Annotated in this window: 18 protein-coding genes and 3 pseudogenes; 3 read left to right on the top strand and 18 right to left on the bottom strand. The window is 29.8% G+C overall.

Going from position 1 to position 17,971, the window contains the following annotated elements; translation table 11 throughout:
* Positions 1–34: 34 nt before the first annotated feature.
* The 10 genes and pseudogenes from AC38BG_RS03770 to hisS all read right to left on the bottom strand — a co-directional run bounded on the left by AC38BG_RS03770 (position 35) and on the right by hisS (position 6,496).
* Positions 35–496, bottom strand: a complete 462-nt coding sequence (locus tag AC38BG_RS03770) for a serine hydrolase (protein ID WP_489937835.1) — start codon at positions 494–496, stop codon at positions 35–37.
* Positions 497–533: 37 nt separating this feature from the next.
* Positions 534–773: a hypothetical protein gene (locus AC38BG_RS03765; RefSeq protein WP_489936540.1), complete on the bottom strand. Its 240-nt coding sequence runs from the start codon at positions 771–773 to the stop codon at positions 534–536.
* Positions 774–776: 3 nt separating this feature from the next.
* Positions 777–1,190 (bottom strand): enolase C-terminal domain-like protein, encoded by a 414-nt coding sequence (locus AC38BG_RS03760; RefSeq protein ID WP_489936539.1) that lies wholly within the window; start codon positions 1,188–1,190, stop codon positions 777–779.
* Positions 1,191–1,215: 25 nt separating this feature from the next.
* Positions 1,216–1,812 (bottom strand): enolase-like domain-containing protein, encoded by a 597-nt coding sequence (locus AC38BG_RS03755; protein WP_489936538.1) that lies wholly within the window; start codon positions 1,810–1,812, stop codon positions 1,216–1,218.
* A gap of 97 nt (positions 1,813–1,909) precedes the next feature.
* On the bottom strand, positions 1,910–2,425 hold the full coding sequence (locus AC38BG_RS03750) for a serine hydrolase (RefSeq protein WP_489936537.1): 516 nt from the start codon (positions 2,423–2,425) through the stop codon (positions 1,910–1,912).
* On the bottom strand, positions 2,349–2,822 hold the full coding sequence (locus AC38BG_RS03745) for a serine hydrolase (protein WP_489936536.1): 474 nt from the start codon (positions 2,820–2,822) through the stop codon (positions 2,349–2,351). Before AC38BG_RS03745 ends, AC38BG_RS03750 begins: the two co-directional genes overlap by 77 nt.
* 4 nt (positions 2,823–2,826) lie before the next feature.
* Positions 2,827–3,303, bottom strand: coding sequence for a PTS sugar transporter subunit IIB (locus AC38BG_RS03740; RefSeq protein WP_489936535.1), 477 nt, complete (start codon positions 3,301–3,303; stop codon positions 2,827–2,829).
* Between the two features lie 20 nt (positions 3,304–3,323).
* Positions 3,324–4,158: pseudogene (locus AC38BG_RS03735) on the bottom strand (PTS system mannose/fructose/sorbose family transporter subunit IID).
* Between the two features lie 13 nt (positions 4,159–4,171).
* Positions 4,172–4,998, bottom strand: a pseudogene (locus tag AC38BG_RS03730) (PTS mannose/fructose/sorbose/N-acetylgalactosamine transporter subunit IIC).
* A 205-nt stretch (positions 4,999–5,203) separates the two neighbouring features.
* Complete coding sequence (hisS, locus tag AC38BG_RS03725; RefSeq protein ID WP_489936534.1) at positions 5,204–6,496, bottom strand: histidine--tRNA ligase; 1,293 nt, start codon at positions 6,494–6,496, stop codon at positions 5,204–5,206.
* Positions 6,497–7,653: 1,157 nt separating this feature from the next.
* On the opposite strand from hisS, the gene tnpB reads away from it, so the two are divergent.
* The 3 genes and pseudogenes from tnpB (at position 7,654) to tnpC (ending at position 9,605) form a co-directional block, all read left to right on the top strand.
* Positions 7,654–8,001: an IS66 family insertion sequence element accessory protein TnpB gene (gene tnpB / locus AC38BG_RS03720; RefSeq protein ID WP_489936533.1), complete on the top strand. Its 348-nt coding sequence runs from the start codon at positions 7,654–7,656 to the stop codon at positions 7,999–8,001.
* A gap of 57 nt (positions 8,002–8,058) precedes the next feature.
* Entirely contained in the window at positions 8,059–8,292 is a 234-nt protein-coding gene (locus AC38BG_RS03715) for a transposase domain-containing protein (protein ID WP_489936532.1), read from the top strand.
* Positions 8,273–9,605, top strand: a pseudogene (tnpC, locus tag AC38BG_RS03710) (IS66 family transposase). The gene AC38BG_RS03715 and the pseudogene tnpC overlap by 20 nt, the downstream one beginning before the upstream one ends.
* Positions 9,606–9,921: 316 nt before the next feature.
* On the opposite strand, the gene AC38BG_RS03705 reads toward tnpC, so the two are convergent.
* From AC38BG_RS03705 to AC38BG_RS03670, 8 genes are all read right to left on the bottom strand, one after another.
* The gene (locus tag AC38BG_RS03705) at positions 9,922–10,302 is read right to left on the bottom strand and encodes a PTS glucitol/sorbitol transporter subunit IIA (protein WP_489937834.1); all 381 of its coding nucleotides are present in this window, start codon (positions 10,300–10,302) and stop codon (positions 9,922–9,924) included.
* 14 nt (positions 10,303–10,316) lie between these two features.
* On the bottom strand, positions 10,317–11,333 hold the full coding sequence (srlE, locus tag AC38BG_RS03700) for a PTS glucitol/sorbitol transporter subunit IIB (RefSeq protein WP_489936531.1): 1,017 nt from the start codon (positions 11,331–11,333) through the stop codon (positions 10,317–10,319).
* Positions 11,334–11,349: 16 nt separating this feature from the next.
* Complete coding sequence (srlA, locus tag AC38BG_RS03695) at positions 11,350–11,901, bottom strand: PTS glucitol/sorbitol transporter subunit IIC (protein WP_489936530.1); 552 nt, start codon at positions 11,899–11,901, stop codon at positions 11,350–11,352.
* A gap of 6 nt (positions 11,902–11,907) precedes the next feature.
* The gene (locus tag AC38BG_RS03690) at positions 11,908–12,426 is read right to left on the bottom strand and encodes a transcriptional regulator GutM (protein WP_489936529.1); all 519 of its coding nucleotides are present in this window, start codon (positions 12,424–12,426) and stop codon (positions 11,908–11,910) included.
* A 5-nt stretch (positions 12,427–12,431) separates the two neighbouring features.
* Positions 12,432–14,261 carry a PRD domain-containing protein gene (locus tag AC38BG_RS03685; protein WP_489936528.1) on the bottom strand — a complete coding sequence of 610 codons (1,830 nt, stop codon included), beginning with the start codon at positions 14,259–14,261 and terminating at the stop codon, positions 12,432–12,434.
* Positions 14,262–14,280: 19 nt separating this feature from the next.
* Positions 14,281–15,081, bottom strand: a complete 801-nt coding sequence (locus AC38BG_RS03680; RefSeq protein ID WP_489936527.1) for an SDR family oxidoreductase — start codon at positions 15,079–15,081, stop codon at positions 14,281–14,283.
* A 440-nt stretch (positions 15,082–15,521) separates the two neighbouring features.
* Positions 15,522–16,979 (bottom strand): flippase, encoded by a 1,458-nt coding sequence (locus AC38BG_RS03675; RefSeq protein ID WP_489936526.1) that lies wholly within the window; start codon positions 16,977–16,979, stop codon positions 15,522–15,524.
* Between the two features lie 16 nt (positions 16,980–16,995).
* Positions 16,996–17,967, bottom strand: a complete 972-nt coding sequence (locus tag AC38BG_RS03670; RefSeq protein ID WP_489936525.1) for a glycosyltransferase family 2 protein — start codon at positions 17,965–17,967, stop codon at positions 16,996–16,998.
* Positions 17,968–17,971: the final 4 nt, after the last annotated feature.

Below are 17,971 nucleotides of genomic sequence, written 5' to 3'. Positions count from 1 at the left end.
TAAAAAAATATTTAAATATGTTCATTTTTCACTATTATATAGATATTAGTTGCCCTATTTGCTCAATCATTTGAATTACTTTTTTATAATCGTAAATATTTTTATAATCTGTCATAATACAACAATCTATTGCACTTTTATTATTATAAAATCTTGCTATATCATGCTGCTGCGCTAGTAATTCACCTGTTTTATTATAGGTTTTATATTGGGGACTACTAAAAGCTACTAATTTATTGCGGTTTTCTTGATGAGCAAGTGCATTTTTTACTACATATGTAATTTCTTTATTATCTTCGACCAATAGATCTTCAAAAATATTCATAATACTATTGCAAGAAACAAGATTTTCTTTCTTACTTTTTTGCATCAAGTATCTATTTAAGCATACATTGGTATATTTATGTTGTAAAAATTTATTTATATGATCTAGTTTGTAATAATCAATTAGTGCATTTGCAGCAGTATTATCAGATACACTTAACATTAGATCAATTAAATCGCTAATTTTCCAATTATTAATAGATAATCGGTTAATAACTCCTGCACCACACCACCAACAATGTCTTGACTTTTAAATATATGTTTTTATCAATGCTATCAGACATCATTTCTTTGATATAAACTGCAATACCAAGTTTTATTAAAGATGCAGCTCTAAATTCAGTTTTTACAAATTCATTTTCAAAAATAAAATGATTACCTTGTTTAATACTAATTGCTGTAGTCCATGAATTATTTGAGACTAAGCTTTTTATTTTATCAACTTGCATTTTTTATGCCTTTAAATTAATTTGATTATCTTTTAATTCGAAATATTTAGATAAACTTGGATCTTGGACAGCCATAAATACTGAATCTAAATCTACAAACTTAACATTTTTATTTACTATCGCAAAAATCGTAGCCGCTCTAATACTCTCAACTGGCTCAATCATGCAACCAATCATAGTTTTTATATTGCAGGCTTGAGCCAAAGCATTAATTTTAATTGCTTCACTTAAACCTCCTGTTTTCATTAACTTAATATTGATATAGTCGCATGCCTGATGATTAATTATATTAATTGAATCTTCATAGGAAGCCACACTTTCATCTATCATATTTAGGATTAATGAATGCGCTGTTAAAAATGTTAATTCTTGAATATCATAATATTTCACAGGCTGTTCAATAAAATCAATATTCAATTTTTAACTCATTCATTGCCTGCTCTCAAAGATTCTTTAACACTCCAAGCCTGGTTACAATAAATACGCAATGAAATTTTAGATCCAATAGCTTGAGCAATTTTTTTATAGTATGGATATCATGATCTATATCATTATTACCCAATTTAACTTTTAATGATCTAAATCCTTTATCTACTAGATCTTTTGCTTCATTAATCATTTCAATACTAATCGTATAATCAGTGTATATAGGTTTTGTCGCAGCACTTAATAAATTGACTAAAGATTGATTAGTTATAGTAGCTCTAACATTATACAGAGCAATTTCAGCAGTAGCTTTAGCAGGTTTGTTATGTATAACTCTATTTTTTAGTATATCTAATAATTCATTCCAATTTTCAATGCTTTTTCCAATTAACTCCGGTTTAATAACTATATCAACCACATCTTTAACACCAAATAAAGTATCACCAGTGACTTTTTCATTTGGAGTGGCTGCACCAACACCATATTTGCCATCACTTAATTCAACCTTGACTTGAATGCATTGACTTTCATTAACCTGATGCAATGCAGTTATAAATGGATGGTTTAGAGGCACCTTTTTGATACTACATACAATATTTTTTATTTTTGGCATTATTTAATTGCCTCATTTTCTTTAAAAAATAGCTTAACTAATCTTCGTCTATCTCTTATCCAGCTTTTATTCTCTCTAGCTGGGTAAATTCTATTAGTTAAACAAACAAAACCAGATTTATTGCAATAGATGTACCTGTAAAGCCAGTATGCCAAAACATATTTTTCTGCATATTCCATACAGCCCAACCTAATCCTCGACCATTCTTGCGATACCTAGGATTTTTTAGATAATCATAAAAAATCTTTGGAAATACCTGTATTCCTTCACAGCTTCCACCAGTAAGCAATACTTTAACAAATTCAGTTACATCGGCCAAAGTCGAAAACAATCCAGCGTGTCCACTTACACCATCTAATAAATATGCTTTATAATCATGAACTTGACCTCTGATTACTCCACCTCTCTCGGCCTGATATTCCGTTGGTACAAAAAGTTCTCTATGTTTTAAAAGATTATAGCCTGTATCCAGCATCCCTAATGGATTAAAAATACTATCTGACAAGTCTATATCTAACATAGCTTTATCCACTTCTTCAATCAGCCATCCTAATAAAATATAGTTTAGATCTGAAAATGATTTTAGTTCCAAGTTTGTACAATAATTTAGCATTTCTTACTTTTTTTATTAAAGTGCCTTTATCCATTTGATGTACACTATCCAAGTCAGCAAGTAGTCCACTATCATGCATCAATAATTCCTCAATCGTTATGTCAGGATATGTAATACCTATTAAATACTTACCTATATCATCAGTAAGTTTGATTTTGTTATCAGCAATTAATTGAAAAATCCTGGTTGTAGTTCCTATTACTTTAGTAAGAGATGCCAAGTCGTATATCATATTCGGAATTATAGAAATTTTGTCTTTATTTATACCTTGAAAGCCGATATATGAATATTGATTTGTATTAACATCAATTAAGCTATAAGACACTCCAAAGATATCTTGTTTATCAATATAACAATTAATTGATTTATTAATTCGTTCAATAGTTTTATTATCCATAATTCTACTTTTCAATATAATTCATGATTGAATAATCAGGTTCATTAGGAATCATCTGAGCAGTGATATTTATACTATGCTTTATCAAGTCTTTGATGATATTTATATCTTTTGATGTTAAATTTACAGATTTTTTTACTTGACGTGTACCATCATGTGCTGAAATATTACCAACATTGAATTCTTTAATATCCGTCTTTTCTACAATTTTTGCCACATCGAGAATATTTTTTGTGATAATAAACACTTTATCTTCACCATATTTATTATCATTTATATTCTGGATAGCTCTCGCAACTGAACAGATACTTAACTTAATTCCTGCTGGTTTTGCTAGTTTTAACCCTTCGATCTTCATATCATCTTTAACCACATTATCATTTGCAATTAAGATTCTATTAGTGCCAACAACATTAGTCCACACCATTGCGACTTGTCCATGAATCATGCGTTCATCTACTCTTGCTGCACAAACACTCATTTTTATTTTCCCTTCATACATTAAAAGATACTACCAACCCAGTTGAAAATTGGCTGTAGGTTGCCTAAAACCATGCCTAATAAAATTAAGATAAAAATTAAACGAGTTGAATTCATGTGCTTTTTACCTAGTATCCAGTATGAAAACATCGCTATTGCCAAAGGCACTAATTCTGGCATAATTTTATCTAACATATCTTGAACTGACATAGTAACTTTTCCGACTTTATAGTTAATCAATGCAGGAATCATTTCACCTACTACTGTTAATCCTAAAATTGATGCACCTTCTGTTAATAAATTCATTTTGTTTGGAAATGCAAATGCTAATTTCTTACCTTGGACAAGTCCTATATTGAAAAATTTCCATCTAATCCAAATAATTGCCATGCATCCCATTACTGGAATTAATAACCCTAATGGCTGATCAGATAAGCATAGATACGCAGCAATAGAATAAATAATAGCATTATAAATTGCTACAAAAACTGTATCACTGGCTCCAGCAAATGAACCCCATTAATCCAGTTTTCAAACCAGCAATAGCTTTTTCATTATCATGATTCATACCTAATTCATCTTGCAAAGCAATATCTGCACCAACAATTAAGTGTGACATCTGAGGTGTAGTATTAAAAAACTCCATCTCTAATTTCAAAGCCTGTTTCATCTTATCTTTACTGTCTTTATATAGCTTTTTTAAAGCTGGCATTACAGTGTAAACATAGCCTAGCCCTTGCATTCGTGGATAATTCCATCCTAATTGTAAACCTAAAATATTACGCCAAAATATTTTTTGTAAATCACTTTTACTCAAATTATTCATTTTTACATTAGATTTATTTTTCTTAGCCATCGAACTCAACCTTCTATGTGTCTACTCTACTTGCCTCTATTGTGCCGTTTAAATTTTGAATATCAGCATTTTGAGTAGCTAATTTCGTTTCATTTTTTAATAACTTTTTTATTACTTAAATCTTTTTTCTGCATTACAAAAATTGCTGCTAAAGCAAAGCCGATCAAAGCTAGGCCTAATAATGATCTTTGCTTTGCAAAATATGCCATCAATTCAAAACCTAAAATAAAGTATGGATAAGTATCTCCTTAATGGTAAATAACGCATCAAAATTTCAATACCCATTGCAGGTAAAATGATTCCCGTGGTCTTTAATCCATTCATAAGCCATACTGGAATCCAATTATTAATCGCTTTAACAACTGCTGCACCAAATGTTAATCCAATGAAATCTGGTATAGCACGTGATAATACCCAAGGAATAATATCATATACATTATCTCTTTTAATTGCCTTATAATTTTCAGTTTTCATGTGCTTAGTTGTCTGGTTTTGGAAGAATGTATTAGTCAATCTCACCAAAATATCCATCTGAGTTAATAACAAACCGATTGGAATTGCTAAACCTATACCATAAGCTGCACCTCTATGAGAAATAACTGCATAAGCAGCTCCCATAATAGATCCAGATAAAAAGTCAGGTACAGTTGCACCACCCAAAGTTGCTAACTGCAGTGTAACTCCAACAATTAGAACAGTTTTTAAATCACCTAAAACTAATCCAGTCACCGCACCACCAAATAATGGAGAATACAACCCTATTTTCAAAGCCAATGCATCTAATTGCCCCACACCAGCATATAAACTCAAAAATAGTATCACTAAAATTGAAATTTTCATTGTTTTTCCTCTTCTCTTTTTTGATATCGCTTATATTATTATAGCATTTTATCAATAATTTTATATATATTTAAAATAATTAGTATATATTTTAATATTATTTTAGAGCAATAAAATAAGACAAATCTGTGTCTGCCAGATTTGTCCTATTATGTGTATGTATATTTATTATAAGATTTAATATTTTATATTTCGTTCGTTGCAATTATTTTAAATATTTATACGGTTCGGCTATTAATTGATCAATATCTATTGATTGTTTTTTATCATTCTTAGTATTATTTAATTCAACTTGCTTTGACTCTAACTCTTTATCACCGATCACAATGTAGTGACTACTATTTCTTCTGTATGCTTCTTTTATTTGAGTACTTACTTTTAATCCTTGGTAATCTTTATCAACTCTAATACCCTGTTCACGTAGTTTTTCCATTACTTGGAATGCATAAGAATCTGCTTTATCTCCTACAGTAACAAAGTATAAGTCAAGTGAATCTTTATCAATAAATCCTTTATTTTCAGAATTAAGAAGTAATAGTAATCTTTCTACACCTATACCATAACCTATTCCGCCTTCATCAGGACCCCCTAACTGAGAAATAAGACCATTATATCTACCACCACCACAAATGGTAGTGTAATCACCACCAAATATTGGGGCATTAGACATAATTTCAAATATTGTATGTGTATAATAGTCAAGCCCACGAACCATGTCGTTATCAATTACATAATCAACATTAAATTTGTCTAAGATCGCCTTCACTTTGTTGAAATAGTCGCTTGAATAATCAGATAATGAATCCAAAATTGAAGGAGCATTTTCAACAATCTTTTTATCAGTAAGGTCTTTGCTATCTAATACTCGTAAAGGGTTCTTGTATAATCGTTCTTTAGAATCATCACTTAGTTGGTCGTAAAACGGTTTTAAATAATCGATTAAGGCTTTACGATAATTGGTACGCGTTTCATCATCACCAAGCGTATTGATTGCTACTCTTAACCCTTTTATTCCTAAACGTTTAAAGAATAATAAAGCCTCTAAAATAACTTCAGCATCAATTTGTGGAGATTCGCTGTTCAAAGCTTCACAACCAATTTGTGTAAATTGACGTTGTCTTCCAGATTCTGGACGCTCATATCTAAACATAGGTCCCATATAATAAACTTTATAAGGCTTTGGATATTCAGGTCCAAATAATTTATTTTGAACGTATGCTCTAACTACTCCAGCTGTACCTTCTGGTCTTAATGCAATTTTTCGACCACCTTTATCTTCAAAATCATACATTTGTTTTTCAACAATATCCGAAGTATCACCAACATTACGCGCAAAAACATTGAAGTCTTCAAACATTGGTGTCCTAATTTCAGAATAACCAAATTGTGCAAATGTTTCTCTTGCTATCGCTTCAACTTTTTGCCATACTTCTGAGTCACCTGGCAAAATGTCAGCAGTTCCTCGTGGTCTTTGATATGTATACTTTTCTTTTGCCATACAATACTCTCCTTATATACTAAAAAAACTCTCTTCGAAGTATTTCTACTTCAAAGGGAGCTTTGACGACTCTGTTCCACCTCATAATTCACATTTGCCTCACAACAAATGCCTCACCAGCTTAGATTATCTAACCTGCCGGGGTAATAACGCTCCCCATCACGTAATATATTACTTTTTGCTTCACATATTCAGTTTGCAAGTGTGATTTTCATATCAATAACCAATCTCTCATCACCGCTGGATCTCTGTCAATTATCTTGATACTTTTTTAGCTCGCGCATTACCTTTATGATGTTGAATTAAGTATAAGATAGTTATTTTTTCTTGTCAAGAAATTTATTGTAAAAGCTTACATGGCGAGAATTTGACACTTTTAAATTAATTCATTTTTTGTTAAGCTAAATCTATCAAGGGTTCAAACCCATTATTTTTGTCAAATTTTTGTCTTAAAAATACCGTAAACTATCAATAAATGTTAAACTTTGTATATTCAATTTACGAAAAAATATTTTGAATCATAAATTTTAAGCTTCATATCTGTGGAGCTTAAAAGTTTTTATTAATTTTGAAAATCATAGTTTTTATTGGTTTTATGCACTTTTAGTTAGAATAAAAAAAACTTTTTTTATTCAATAGAAACATTAAAAAAGTTTACGGTAATTTTAAGCAAAATAAGAACTCCCCAAAACGTTTAAATAACAACGATAAGGGTAGTTTTTTGCTCGAAAAAGTGTCAAAGCTTAGAGTATAAGATAGTTATTTTTTCTTGTCAAGAAATTTATTGTAAAAACTTACATGTTGGGAGTTTGACAGTTTTTAGCCTTTTAAATTTCTCTATCCCTTGCCACTACTGACTTTCCTTGTTAAATTTTGGCTTATTTTTTTGCGTACTATTTTTATCTTCGGGTAAAATATAAAGTAAGCGTCTAAAAACTAGATACCTTTCATAACTTCTTTGCTAACTATACTTGTCTTATAAATTTTAAGGAGGCAAGTATCATGCTAGATAAACATCCAATTGTACCGTTAAATCAAATTCGTCCTAAAAATTCAAAAAATACTCGCAATACTATAATTCTTAGCTAAAAAAAGAAAAACTTTGTATAGTTCACTTGATAAAGAACTAGTTAATAAAATTTTTGCCAAGGTTTATCATGATTGATCTAAGTAATTTAGGCCAAGTCTATATAGTTTGCGGTAAAACTGATATGAGAAAAGGGATTGATACACTAGCTTACATAGTTAAAGAACAATTTCAACTAGACCCATTTTCAGGCAAAGTTTTCTTATTTTGTGGAGGCAAACAAGATAGATTTAAAGCACTTTATTGGGACAGTCAAGGATTTTGGTTACTATATAAAAGGTTTGAAAATGGAAAATTCGTCTGGCCTACTAATCAAAATGAAGTTAAAGCTCTAAGTAAAAAGCAAGTAGACTGGCTAATGAAAGGATTTTCAACTGAACCTAAAATAAATGACGCTCAAGCACGCAATTTCTTTTGAATTTGCGTGCTATTTTGATATTTTTAACGCAAGCAAATGCAAGGAAGGTAAAATCAGATGAATATCAAGTCAATGCAAGCAATTATTGATGAACAAGCAAATACTATTAACACTTTAACTGTTAGACTTTCTAATATGACAGATGAGATCGCTCTCTTGCGTGAACAAGTAGACTACCTAACAAAAAAACGTTATGGTAAATCTTCAGAACAAGGCGGCTATTCTAATCAGATGAACTTGTTTAACCAAGAAACTGAAGAAGTGTCAGAAGATGAAAGTGAGCTTCCCTGACGACTCTCAAACTATTATCTATCAAAGAAAAAGACGGAAAGCTAAACGTGTAGCAATTTTTGCTACCCTTCCAAGTGAAGAAGTTCATCATGAATTAATAGGTCATGATTGTCTGTGCCCAGACTGCCAAGCTGAAATGAAAGAAATAGGTTCTTGTTTAGCTCGGCAAGAAGTGCTATTTATTCCAGCTCAACTTAAACGGCTAGATCACATCCAACAGTCATATAAATGTGAACACTGCAGTCAGAATAACTATTCAGATAAAATAGTCAAAGCTGAAGTATCAAAAGCCCCACTCGCACATAGCTATATGGGGCAGCTTTGATCATTTTACACACACTTTATCAAAAATATATCTTGAAAGTCCCAGCCTGTAGACAAGAAGCAGACTGGCAAAAAGTTGGTCTGCCAATTACTAGACAAGACATAGTTAATTGGCAACTAAATAGTACTGAATATTACTTTCTGCCACTTTATAACCTGTTAAAAAGACAACTAATGAATCAACCTGTATTGCATGCAGATGAAACGACTTATCGAGTCTTAGAAAGTGATACTCAAAAACCTTTTTATCAGATAAACTATCAACTGAGCCAATTAGTCTTTATCATCATGATAAACATCGAAGCGGGCAAGTCGCGATTGATTTTCTTGGAGAATATTCAGGTTACTTGCATTGTGATATGTGGTCAGCTTATAGACAGCTAGCTAATACAACTTTAGTTGGATGTTGGGCTCATGTGAGAAGAAAGTTTGTCGAAGCAGTCCCGCAAAACGCCAAAGGCAAATCATTAGTTAAAGATGGAGCTAACTATTGTAGTAAAATGTTTGCTTTAGAAAAAGCTTGGGAAAACTTAGATAATGAAACTAGAAAACAAAAACGCTTGAAAGAATTAAAGCCATTAATGGATCAATTCTTTGACTGGTGTAGAAGATATCAACCACAAGTTCTGCAAGGATCCAAATTGGGTAAAGCAATAGAATATTCGCTTAATTATGAGCAGACATTTAGGAATATTTTGCTTGATGGAAGACTAGTTTTATCCAATAATCTAGCAGAAAAAACGATTAAAAGTTTAGTGATCAGAAGAACAAATTGGCTATTTTCGCAAAGTTTTCAAGGAGCTCAATCATCGGCCATTATTTTAAGCATAATTGAAACAGCTAAAAGAAATGGATTAAATTCAGAGAAATATATAAATTATTTACTGAAAAATCTACCAAATGAAGAAGAAATCACTAATCAAGAAAGTTTGGTAGCTTATTTACCATGGGCGAAGCAGATCCAGGAGAGATGCAAAATAGGCCTATAAAAGAGAAATAGAAAATAATACAAAAGAAAAATCAGTCTTTCAAACATAAAGAAAAACTGATTTTTAGATACCTGGTTTTTAGACGCTTACTTTTGATTTTTAACGTTTACGTCTAAAATAATATTTTTTGAATCAAACTCCATTTCTTTCATTCCTTTCAACATCAACTATACTAAAATCTGTTGCAAATCTTTATATGTATTTTGTCCTATTGAGCTGACAAAAATGTAATTAATAAAATTAGGTATAGAAAAAAGGCACTTCCATACTGTGCCTTTTAAAATGCTTTTATAAAAATCTGAGGAGGAGTATTTATTTAAGCAATAATTGATACAGGTGTTCCTACCTTAATATTAGGAAAATCCTTATTTTCTACATATATTGAACCTGGCAATTCAGCCTCTGTTGAGCCATCAAATTTCACTGCTACATGTCCTAATTGTGCGAGATTAGTATTAACTTCATTTCCAACCGAAGTGATTTTGTACTTTTGATCACCTATTTGCAATGTCATCCCCTTTTCTATTGGACTTGTCATATCATTTACATTAATAATAAAACACGATGATCGCAATGCATCTGGCGCTTCTTGACCAAAGAAGATTAACATATTAATTGATACAAACTCTTGTGCTTCAGAGCCAATTTCTATAACTTTTGTTTTATAAATAATTTTATCCTTTACCATATTTTCCATATTAATCACACTTTTTACTTTCCAGGATATAATCCAAAACTACATAACCATGCTACAAATACTCTAGGTACACCGTTAAAGAATCTAGAATATAACACTGAAGTTACCCCAACTTCAACAGTTTTAGCATCAGCTTGCATTAATCCTAAACCTACTGGGATAAAGTCACAAGCGTTTTGAGTATTAATTGCAAATAAGGCAGGTAGTGCATATTGTGCAGGAATATGACCTTTACCAATTTCAACGCCGATCAAAGTACCAATGACCTGACCAATGACAGCTCCAGGTCCTAATAATGGTGATAAAAATGGTAATGAACATACAAAACCTAAGATCATTAATCCCCATACATTACCTGCAAGTGGTGACATAATAGTAGCAAACCATTTTCCAATACCAGACCCCATAATAATTCCGATTAATAGCGATACAAATGCCATAAAAGGAATAATAGTATGAATCACAGTTTCTACTGAATCTTTAGCAGCTTGGTTAAAGATAGCAACAAATTTACCCACACCAATACCTAATTTTGCAATAAATGAACCAGAACTATTTTGTTGAGTAATAGTTTTACTTGTATCAAACTTAGCATCATCTTGATTTTCATTATTAACAGATTCAGCCTTTGCTTCTACATCTGTATCACTTGTAGTTGAAGCATCAGTTGCAGTAATTTGATCTACTCCAACATTTGAAACATATAATTTGGGAGTAATAAATTTAGCCAATGGGCCGGATTTCCCAGTTGGTAATACATTAATTGTTTTTATTCCTTTTTTTGGATAAATACCACATCTTAAAGTACCACCGCAATCAACAATTGCAGTTGCGATTTCTTCATCTGGGATCGATGTTTTAAAGCCATCTACAGCCTTCATCCCTGTTAATTGTGCAATTTTATCCACTATTGCAGGTCTATTTCCACCTGTAACATATAAAATCTTATTTTTCTTTTCTGTTGGTGCAATAATTAGTGGTCCACCATATCCACCAGTACCATGTACAACTTTTACACTTTTATAACTCATGATTTTTACTCCAAAACTAAACTTTCAAATTCAAGTTCTTTGATAATTCAATACCAGTTGACTTGGATACATAAGCTGTAGTATAGTCTGTTACCCAACCACCTATGAAATTCATTACTAATCCAACTAGCAAATATCTAACTGCTAAATCCATAGTATTGAGACCTAACTTTTGAACACCTTGTGCTATACCCATCCAAATAAATAATTCAGCTGGATTAATGTGAGGGAACACACCATTACTTGTATGACAAAACTGTGCAACTGAGGCATAGTAACTTGGCTTGTAATACTCAGGTAAAAATTTACCCATTGAGTGAGCCATTGGATTACCTAACATAAATGCTGCTATAAATGGAAGTACCATATATCTCATAACAGGATTACTGCCCGAGGCTTTAGCAAACTTATTCATTCGCTTTTCACCAACAAGAGCAATAATTGAGTTCATCAAAACTAATAATAGTAACACTACTGGTACTATAGAACTCATCCATCCGATGAATGTTTTACCACCAGTTTGGAATATTCCCATGAAGCCAGAAGCAAAATCTACAATATATTTCATATTAATCTAACCTTCTTTTGTTGATTTACTTTTACTTTTTTTAATAAAATTATAAATTTTAAATTTTGTATTATTAATTAACATTTTAAAAACTGGTAATGACAGAAAATTAATAGTCGTTGTGTCCATATCAATTTTACTCATTTTGCCAGATTCGAAGTTTATATAATTTCTATATGAATTTAGAATACATTGCCGTGTTAATGTATCAAATTTCATTAATTCATCATGTGATGCAGCAAGTTCAGGAAGTGATTTGCCCCTTAATTCAGAAAAATCTTTAAAACGTGCAAATATGGTGATACCCATCATCTTTTTCGCATCAAATATATTAGCGCTTTCATCGATATTCAAAAGAATAAGGCTACCTGCTCTCAATTTCTTAGGATTTTTTCCAATCAAGACTTTTCCATTTTTATTCATAGAATGAAATGTTTTAGCAAAATCTTTGATTTGTAAATAACCTAAAATACTCTGAATTAAAAAGGCAATAGCCAAAATTATTCCAATAATTAGTAAGTTCATTTTACTTATACACCTTCTGTAATTTGAATTAATGGCTTCGTGGTGTCATAATTAATGATATTTTCATACAAAACTTTATTTCTAGAAATCATACCTATCAAATCATATAAATGTGATGTAACATCAATTAATTGTTGACTAAGTTGTTCAGGAATACCTATTAGAAATATTAATTTAATTTTTCTACCTTTATAGGCAATATCATTTTGTACAATACCAACACTTAACAAGACGCGATCCTTTTTAGAACAATCTAAAGCATGTGGGATTGCTACACCATTAGAGAATATATTGTTGGTGTTTTTTTCTCTTTGGAGCCAATTGTCTTTAAAAGCAGAATTCAATTCTCCTATATTAACCTGTGAATCTATTATTTTTTCTACAGCTTCAAAATAATTATTTGCTTCAACTTGCGAAACATTCATAGTACATAATTTATCATCAATCATATGTTCAACAATTGAAATTGGCACAATCGTTGATAAGGCATTACTTCTAAATGCTATTGAAACATTTAATACTGGAGTTGAATTATATTTAAACATTTTATCGGAAAAAACAAGGATATATGATTCATTACTATTTTTTAGTTCTTCTTGCGTGTTATATCTTTTTACTGATACATTATCGAAAACTTTTATTAATTTATTTTCGATAAATTCCATCATAGAACCTCTGATTCTTCCGACAAAAGCAATTTTTATTTTATTAGTATTTTTACTAGTATCTTCAAGAAACATTGCGAAAAAGATAACTAAATATCTAACTTCATTTTTAGATACTTTGATTTGATACTCATGAAATATATTATTAGATATTGCTTCACTTAGATCTAATGCAATAGGATATTTTTGTGATACATTTTGTGGTAATGTTTCATCAATATCTATACCCAACATTGATCTATTAATCAAAAACAATATATGCCACTTCATTCGTTCATATATAATCTCTGGATTCAATCCGAAACTCAATAATTTATCAATCTCAGGTTTTATTATTTTATAATTTTCCTTTTGAACTTGTTGAACTACATTTTGTTTTAAATATGGATTAGATATTAAGTTTAGAGGAGCTAATATGAATAATTCTTCATATTTATTCATATTTTTCCATAACATATGTTTAAAAATTGTTCGGAGATTTTTTATTAACTTGATTTCATTATCCCATAGTGGCTTAAACATTGAAGGATAAGACTTTAATGTATATCCATATTCTTTGGCTAATTTTAATGTCCTTATTTGATTTAAGATATTATTTTTAGTTTGGTTAGTTATTTTAAATTCTTCAAGTTCTGATAGAATAGCTGCTTTAAAATTCAAATCAATAGGTTTATATATAAGAACGCAATTGCGTAATGCAATTAATAAATTATAATCACTATTAAATTTAATTTTTATACCATGACCTGTTTTAGAGCAAATTTTTCCAAAATATCGCTGCAAAGTTTTATTTATTTCTTTAATATCTTTTGAGATCACGGAAACAGAAGTATTAGTTACCTCTGAAATATCATCTAAAACACAATAACTATGTTGCTTAATTAAATATTCAATTATATATGACTGTCTTTTTACAGGATCATTTAGATTTAATTCACCTTTTAAAAACTTAGTTTCTAGACTAATAAGATTGTGATAGTTTTTAATTTCTAATATATATTCATCAACTTTTTTAGAAATATGAGCATCCTTATCTAAAATATTATTCAATTCACCTATTCTTTTATGAACTGTCCGCTTAGAAATATTTTCGTAATAGCCTATTTCAACATCTGTAAGTGGCCCATTTTCAATAAATAATTTCAATAAACGAAACAAATAATTGTTCAAGATCAGTCCTCCATATTAATTATCCTCTTGATTTACCACCTGCTACATTTATGGTAACGCCTGTGATATAACTAGAACGATCAGATAATAAATATGATACTAAATCTGCTACTTCGTATAAGTGACCACTTCTACCCATTGGAGTTGTCGATTTGCTCTTATATCCTGCTCTAATTTCTTCTACAGTTTTATCTCTTGTATATGCAAGTGCTGATTCATATGTAATAGTTCTCAATCCTGTGGCTTCCATAATTCCAGGTGCAACGCCAACCACTCTAACATTGAACTTACCCATTTCTTTTGCCCATGAGCGAGTAAATCCATTAATTGCACCTTTAGTTGCAGAATACGCACTTTGCCCCTGCGATCCTTCTAATCCAGCTTCTGATGACATATTAACAATGACACCTTTTTTATTATTAACTAAGTATCTACCAACTGCTTGAGATACTAAGAAAACACTCTTAACATTAACTGCAAACATTTTTTCAAAATCATTTTCAGTTAATTCGTATTGACCATGTGGATCCTTTGCATCAACTAATAATCTTGGTAAGTTAATACCAGCATTATTGACTACTCCATCAATATGACCAAATTTTTCTACTGTGTTTTTAACAGTTTGATTAACATTTTTTTCATTTGTCACATCTGTGTGCATAAATGTTAATCTTTCATTTTTTTCTTTTGGTTCATTAAGATCAGCGTCAACAACATAAGCACCTTCTGCAAGTAATTCAGTTACAATGGCATTACCAATACCTGATGATCCACCTGTAACAATATAAACTCTATCTTTGATATTTAACCAATCATTCATATAAATACTTCCTCTCTTAATTGATTACAAAATACATACTAATGTAATCGGTTTCAAAGGTTAAATGGTGATTTTTCATGATAGTGTGCAAAAACACAAATTAGTGTTCATTTCTTATTGCAAATGATTGTAACAATATTAGTTAAGCATTATTTTTACAATAAAAAAAGTCCCAATTTGAAATAATTTTAAATAGGTTTATTTACCATGAGCGAAGCAAATCCAGGAAAGGTGCAGAATAGGCCTATAAAAGCAAAAGAAAAATCAGTCTTTCAAACATAAAGAGAGACTGATTTTTAGATACCTGGTTTTTAGACGCTTACGAAAAAATCAGAATATGAACTTTTTAATCCACATGAAAGATCAAATCCATTTCCTAAAATTATTAACTGCTTCAATTTAGATACTCAATTTAGATACTCCTTCAAAATAAAATTCAGTTATCTTTTTATTCTATTCATGACTTGCTTAACTACAGATACAGCTATCTCATTTCTCATTACAAGTAAAACTAAGGAATATACAATTATTGATAGAATTATAGAAAATGTAGTTTTGAGAATTAAAGATGACCAGATCATGTTACAGATCAAGCATACTATCACAATTCCAATACATCCAATAATTGCTGTAACCATACTTCTCATAAATCTTTTTGATTTGATTATATTTTGCATTATATCTTTTCCATAGTGATAATTAACAATAAATATACACATTTCTGCTAAAACTGTTGAGATGGCTGCTGCATTTTCATCCCAAAATGGTATCAAAATTATATTAAAAACAATATTCAAGATAGCACTACAGCTCATACTTATTAATACGTTTTTTTCTCTCTTAGCAGGAATCAATACACAATCACTTAAAATCCATGCCAAAATAGAAAATATATATGCAAAACATAGTATTCTAAGTGAATTAGTTGATCTAATATAGTTTGAACCAGATATTATCAATACAACTTCTTTAGCTAACATGAACAAACCAACAGAAGCTGGTAATGCCAAAATTACTAATGTATTAGTCAATTTTGAAAGTATATTATTATATTCTTTCATCCGTTTATTTCCAAATAACATTGCTAATCTAGGTACCGTTACAATCAATAAAGCAGAAATTACTGTTTTTACAATTTGATAAACTTTAGAAGAAACAGAATATATACCTACTATATAATTATCCTTCATTAACCCTAATAAAGTAATATCTGAATAAACATAAATCATATTAGCAACACTAGCCGCAAATAAAATAAAAATAGGTACCAAATGATGTTTCCACTCAAAATGAAAAACTAAATGAATATGACAGTACTTACGAGCATGAAGAAAGTTTAATACATTTGCGCCTACACTAGAAAATACAGTAATAGCTGCATAATTAAGATAATCATGTGATCCTCTTACAAAGATAAATAATAAAATAATAGAAATTATCTGAAATATAATACTACGTATAGTTATATAACTATAATCTTCGTAAATTTGGTATATCCATTCAGTTCCAATGGTAGTAAAAAATATCTGAAGACTAAATATCAATATACACAGTAAGTAACTATGAAGTTTTGAAAAAAGAATCAAACATAAAAATAATAGTAAGTATGCAATTACAGTTGAAAAAATATTAATAGTAAATACTTCACTAGCAAATTGAGTGATTTTCACTTTATTACTTCTATATATTGCGCCCTCTCTTACAGCATAAGTACCAATTCCTAAAGCCGCAATCAATAAAAAATAACTAACAATGGAGTTAGAAAAATTATAAATACCCATTCCCTCCACTGTTAGTTTTCTAGAAACATATGGAAATGTAATAAGTGGAAACAAAATACTTAAAATGCTTCGAAGACTACTCAGAAAAGCATTGAGAGCTAATGATTTATGTTTCATGAATATCCCCTTGATATTAATTAATTATTCTTTTTATTTTCCCTATTAATCTTATATCAATAAATCCAATAATATCTTTGAATTTTCCTTTAAGACTTTGAGATGAATTTATTTTTGCATACTTTCTAAATTGAGATTGAAGATAGATATATACAGGAGATTTTTTTGCTAATTTTTTGATAAAAGTTACCCAAATAATCCAATTTTTGTAATCTTGTACAGCCATATAATATAATTTATTATCTCTTTTTTTAAAGAAATTTATTCGCCTAACCTTATACTCATCTACATCCTTAATTTTTTTAATCGAATATGATTGTTGCATTATGCTACCTGGTCTTTGTACATAATTATATAATGGTTCAAATATAAAAGAAATTTTTTCCGTATCCCAAAGTAAATTTACTATGAAATACTCATCCTCAAAATATCTTCCTTTTTCAAATTTATTATTTCTAAACACACTTTTTTTATAAATTTTATTCCATGCCACTACCAATACAACACCATTTTTTTTGTATATATATGGTAATATAAACTTTCCAGATACATTTTTATAATCCTGAGAAATATGTAAATTATCTATTGATAAAATATTTCCATCTTCATCAACTTTCTGATATCCACAAATAACTAAGTCTGAATTGTTTTTAGAAATCTTATTGTACAACTTTTCTAAATAATCTGATTCTACATAATCATCACCATCAATAAAAACGATATATTCACCCTTAGATTTATTAATGCCAAAATTTCTTGCATCTGATAACCCACCATTTATTTTATGGTATACATTTATTCTATTATCTTTTTTTGAAAATTCATCGCAAATCGTTGAACTAGCATCAATAGAGCCATCATCAATTAATAACAATTCAAAATCAGTAAAGCTTTGAATTAATATACTTTGAATACACCTTGGTAACCATTTTTCCACATTATAAACAGGAACTATAACAGATATAATAGTTCTCTCTTTTTTTATCACAATT

The sequence above is a fragment of the Lactobacillus sp. M44 genome (assembly GCF_058130005.1).
This window is presented reverse-complemented; position numbering and strand designations above follow the sequence as displayed.

Excerpts from the sequence above, each read along its gene's own strand:
- AC38BG_RS03765 (WP_489936540.1), bottom strand. The coding sequence starts at position 773 with ATGCAAGTTGATAAAATAAAAAGCTTAGTCTCAAATAATTCATGGACT.
- AC38BG_RS03755 (WP_489936538.1), bottom strand. The coding sequence starts at position 1,812 with ATGCCAAAAATAAAAAATATTGTATGTAGTATCAAAAAGGTGCCTCTA.
- AC38BG_RS03750 (WP_489936537.1), bottom strand. The coding sequence starts at position 2,425 with ATGCTAAATTATTGTACAAACTTGGAACTAAAATCATTTTCAGATCTA.
- AC38BG_RS03745 (WP_489936536.1), bottom strand. The coding sequence starts at position 2,822 with ATGGATAATAAAACTATTGAACGAATTAATAAATCAATTAATTGTTAT.
- AC38BG_RS03740 (WP_489936535.1), bottom strand. The coding sequence starts at position 3,303 with ATGAGTGTTTGTGCAGCAAGAGTAGATGAACGCATGATTCATGGACAA.
- hisS (WP_489936534.1), bottom strand. The coding sequence starts at position 6,496 with ATGGCAAAAGAAAAGTATACATATCAAAGACCACGAGGAACTGCTGAC.
- tnpB (WP_489936533.1), top strand. The coding sequence starts at position 7,654 with ATGATTGATCTAAGTAATTTAGGCCAAGTCTATATAGTTTGCGGTAAA.
- AC38BG_RS03715 (WP_489936532.1), top strand. The coding sequence starts at position 8,059 with ATGAATATCAAGTCAATGCAAGCAATTATTGATGAACAAGCAAATACT.
- AC38BG_RS03705 (WP_489937834.1), bottom strand. The coding sequence starts at position 10,302 with ATGGAAAATATGGTAAAGGATAAAATTATTTATAAAACAAAAGTTATA.
- srlE (WP_489936531.1), bottom strand. The coding sequence starts at position 11,333 with ATGAGTTATAAAAGTGTAAAAGTTGTACATGGTACTGGTGGATATGGT.
- srlA (WP_489936530.1), bottom strand. The coding sequence starts at position 11,901 with ATGAAATATATTGTAGATTTTGCTTCTGGCTTCATGGGAATATTCCAA.
- AC38BG_RS03690 (WP_489936529.1), bottom strand. The coding sequence starts at position 12,426 with ATGAACTTACTAATTATTGGAATAATTTTGGCTATTGCCTTTTTAATT.
- AC38BG_RS03680 (WP_489936527.1), bottom strand. The coding sequence starts at position 15,081 with ATGAATGATTGGTTAAATATCAAAGATAGAGTTTATATTGTTACAGGT.
- AC38BG_RS03675 (WP_489936526.1), bottom strand. The coding sequence starts at position 16,979 with ATGAAACATAAATCATTAGCTCTCAATGCTTTTCTGAGTAGTCTTCGA.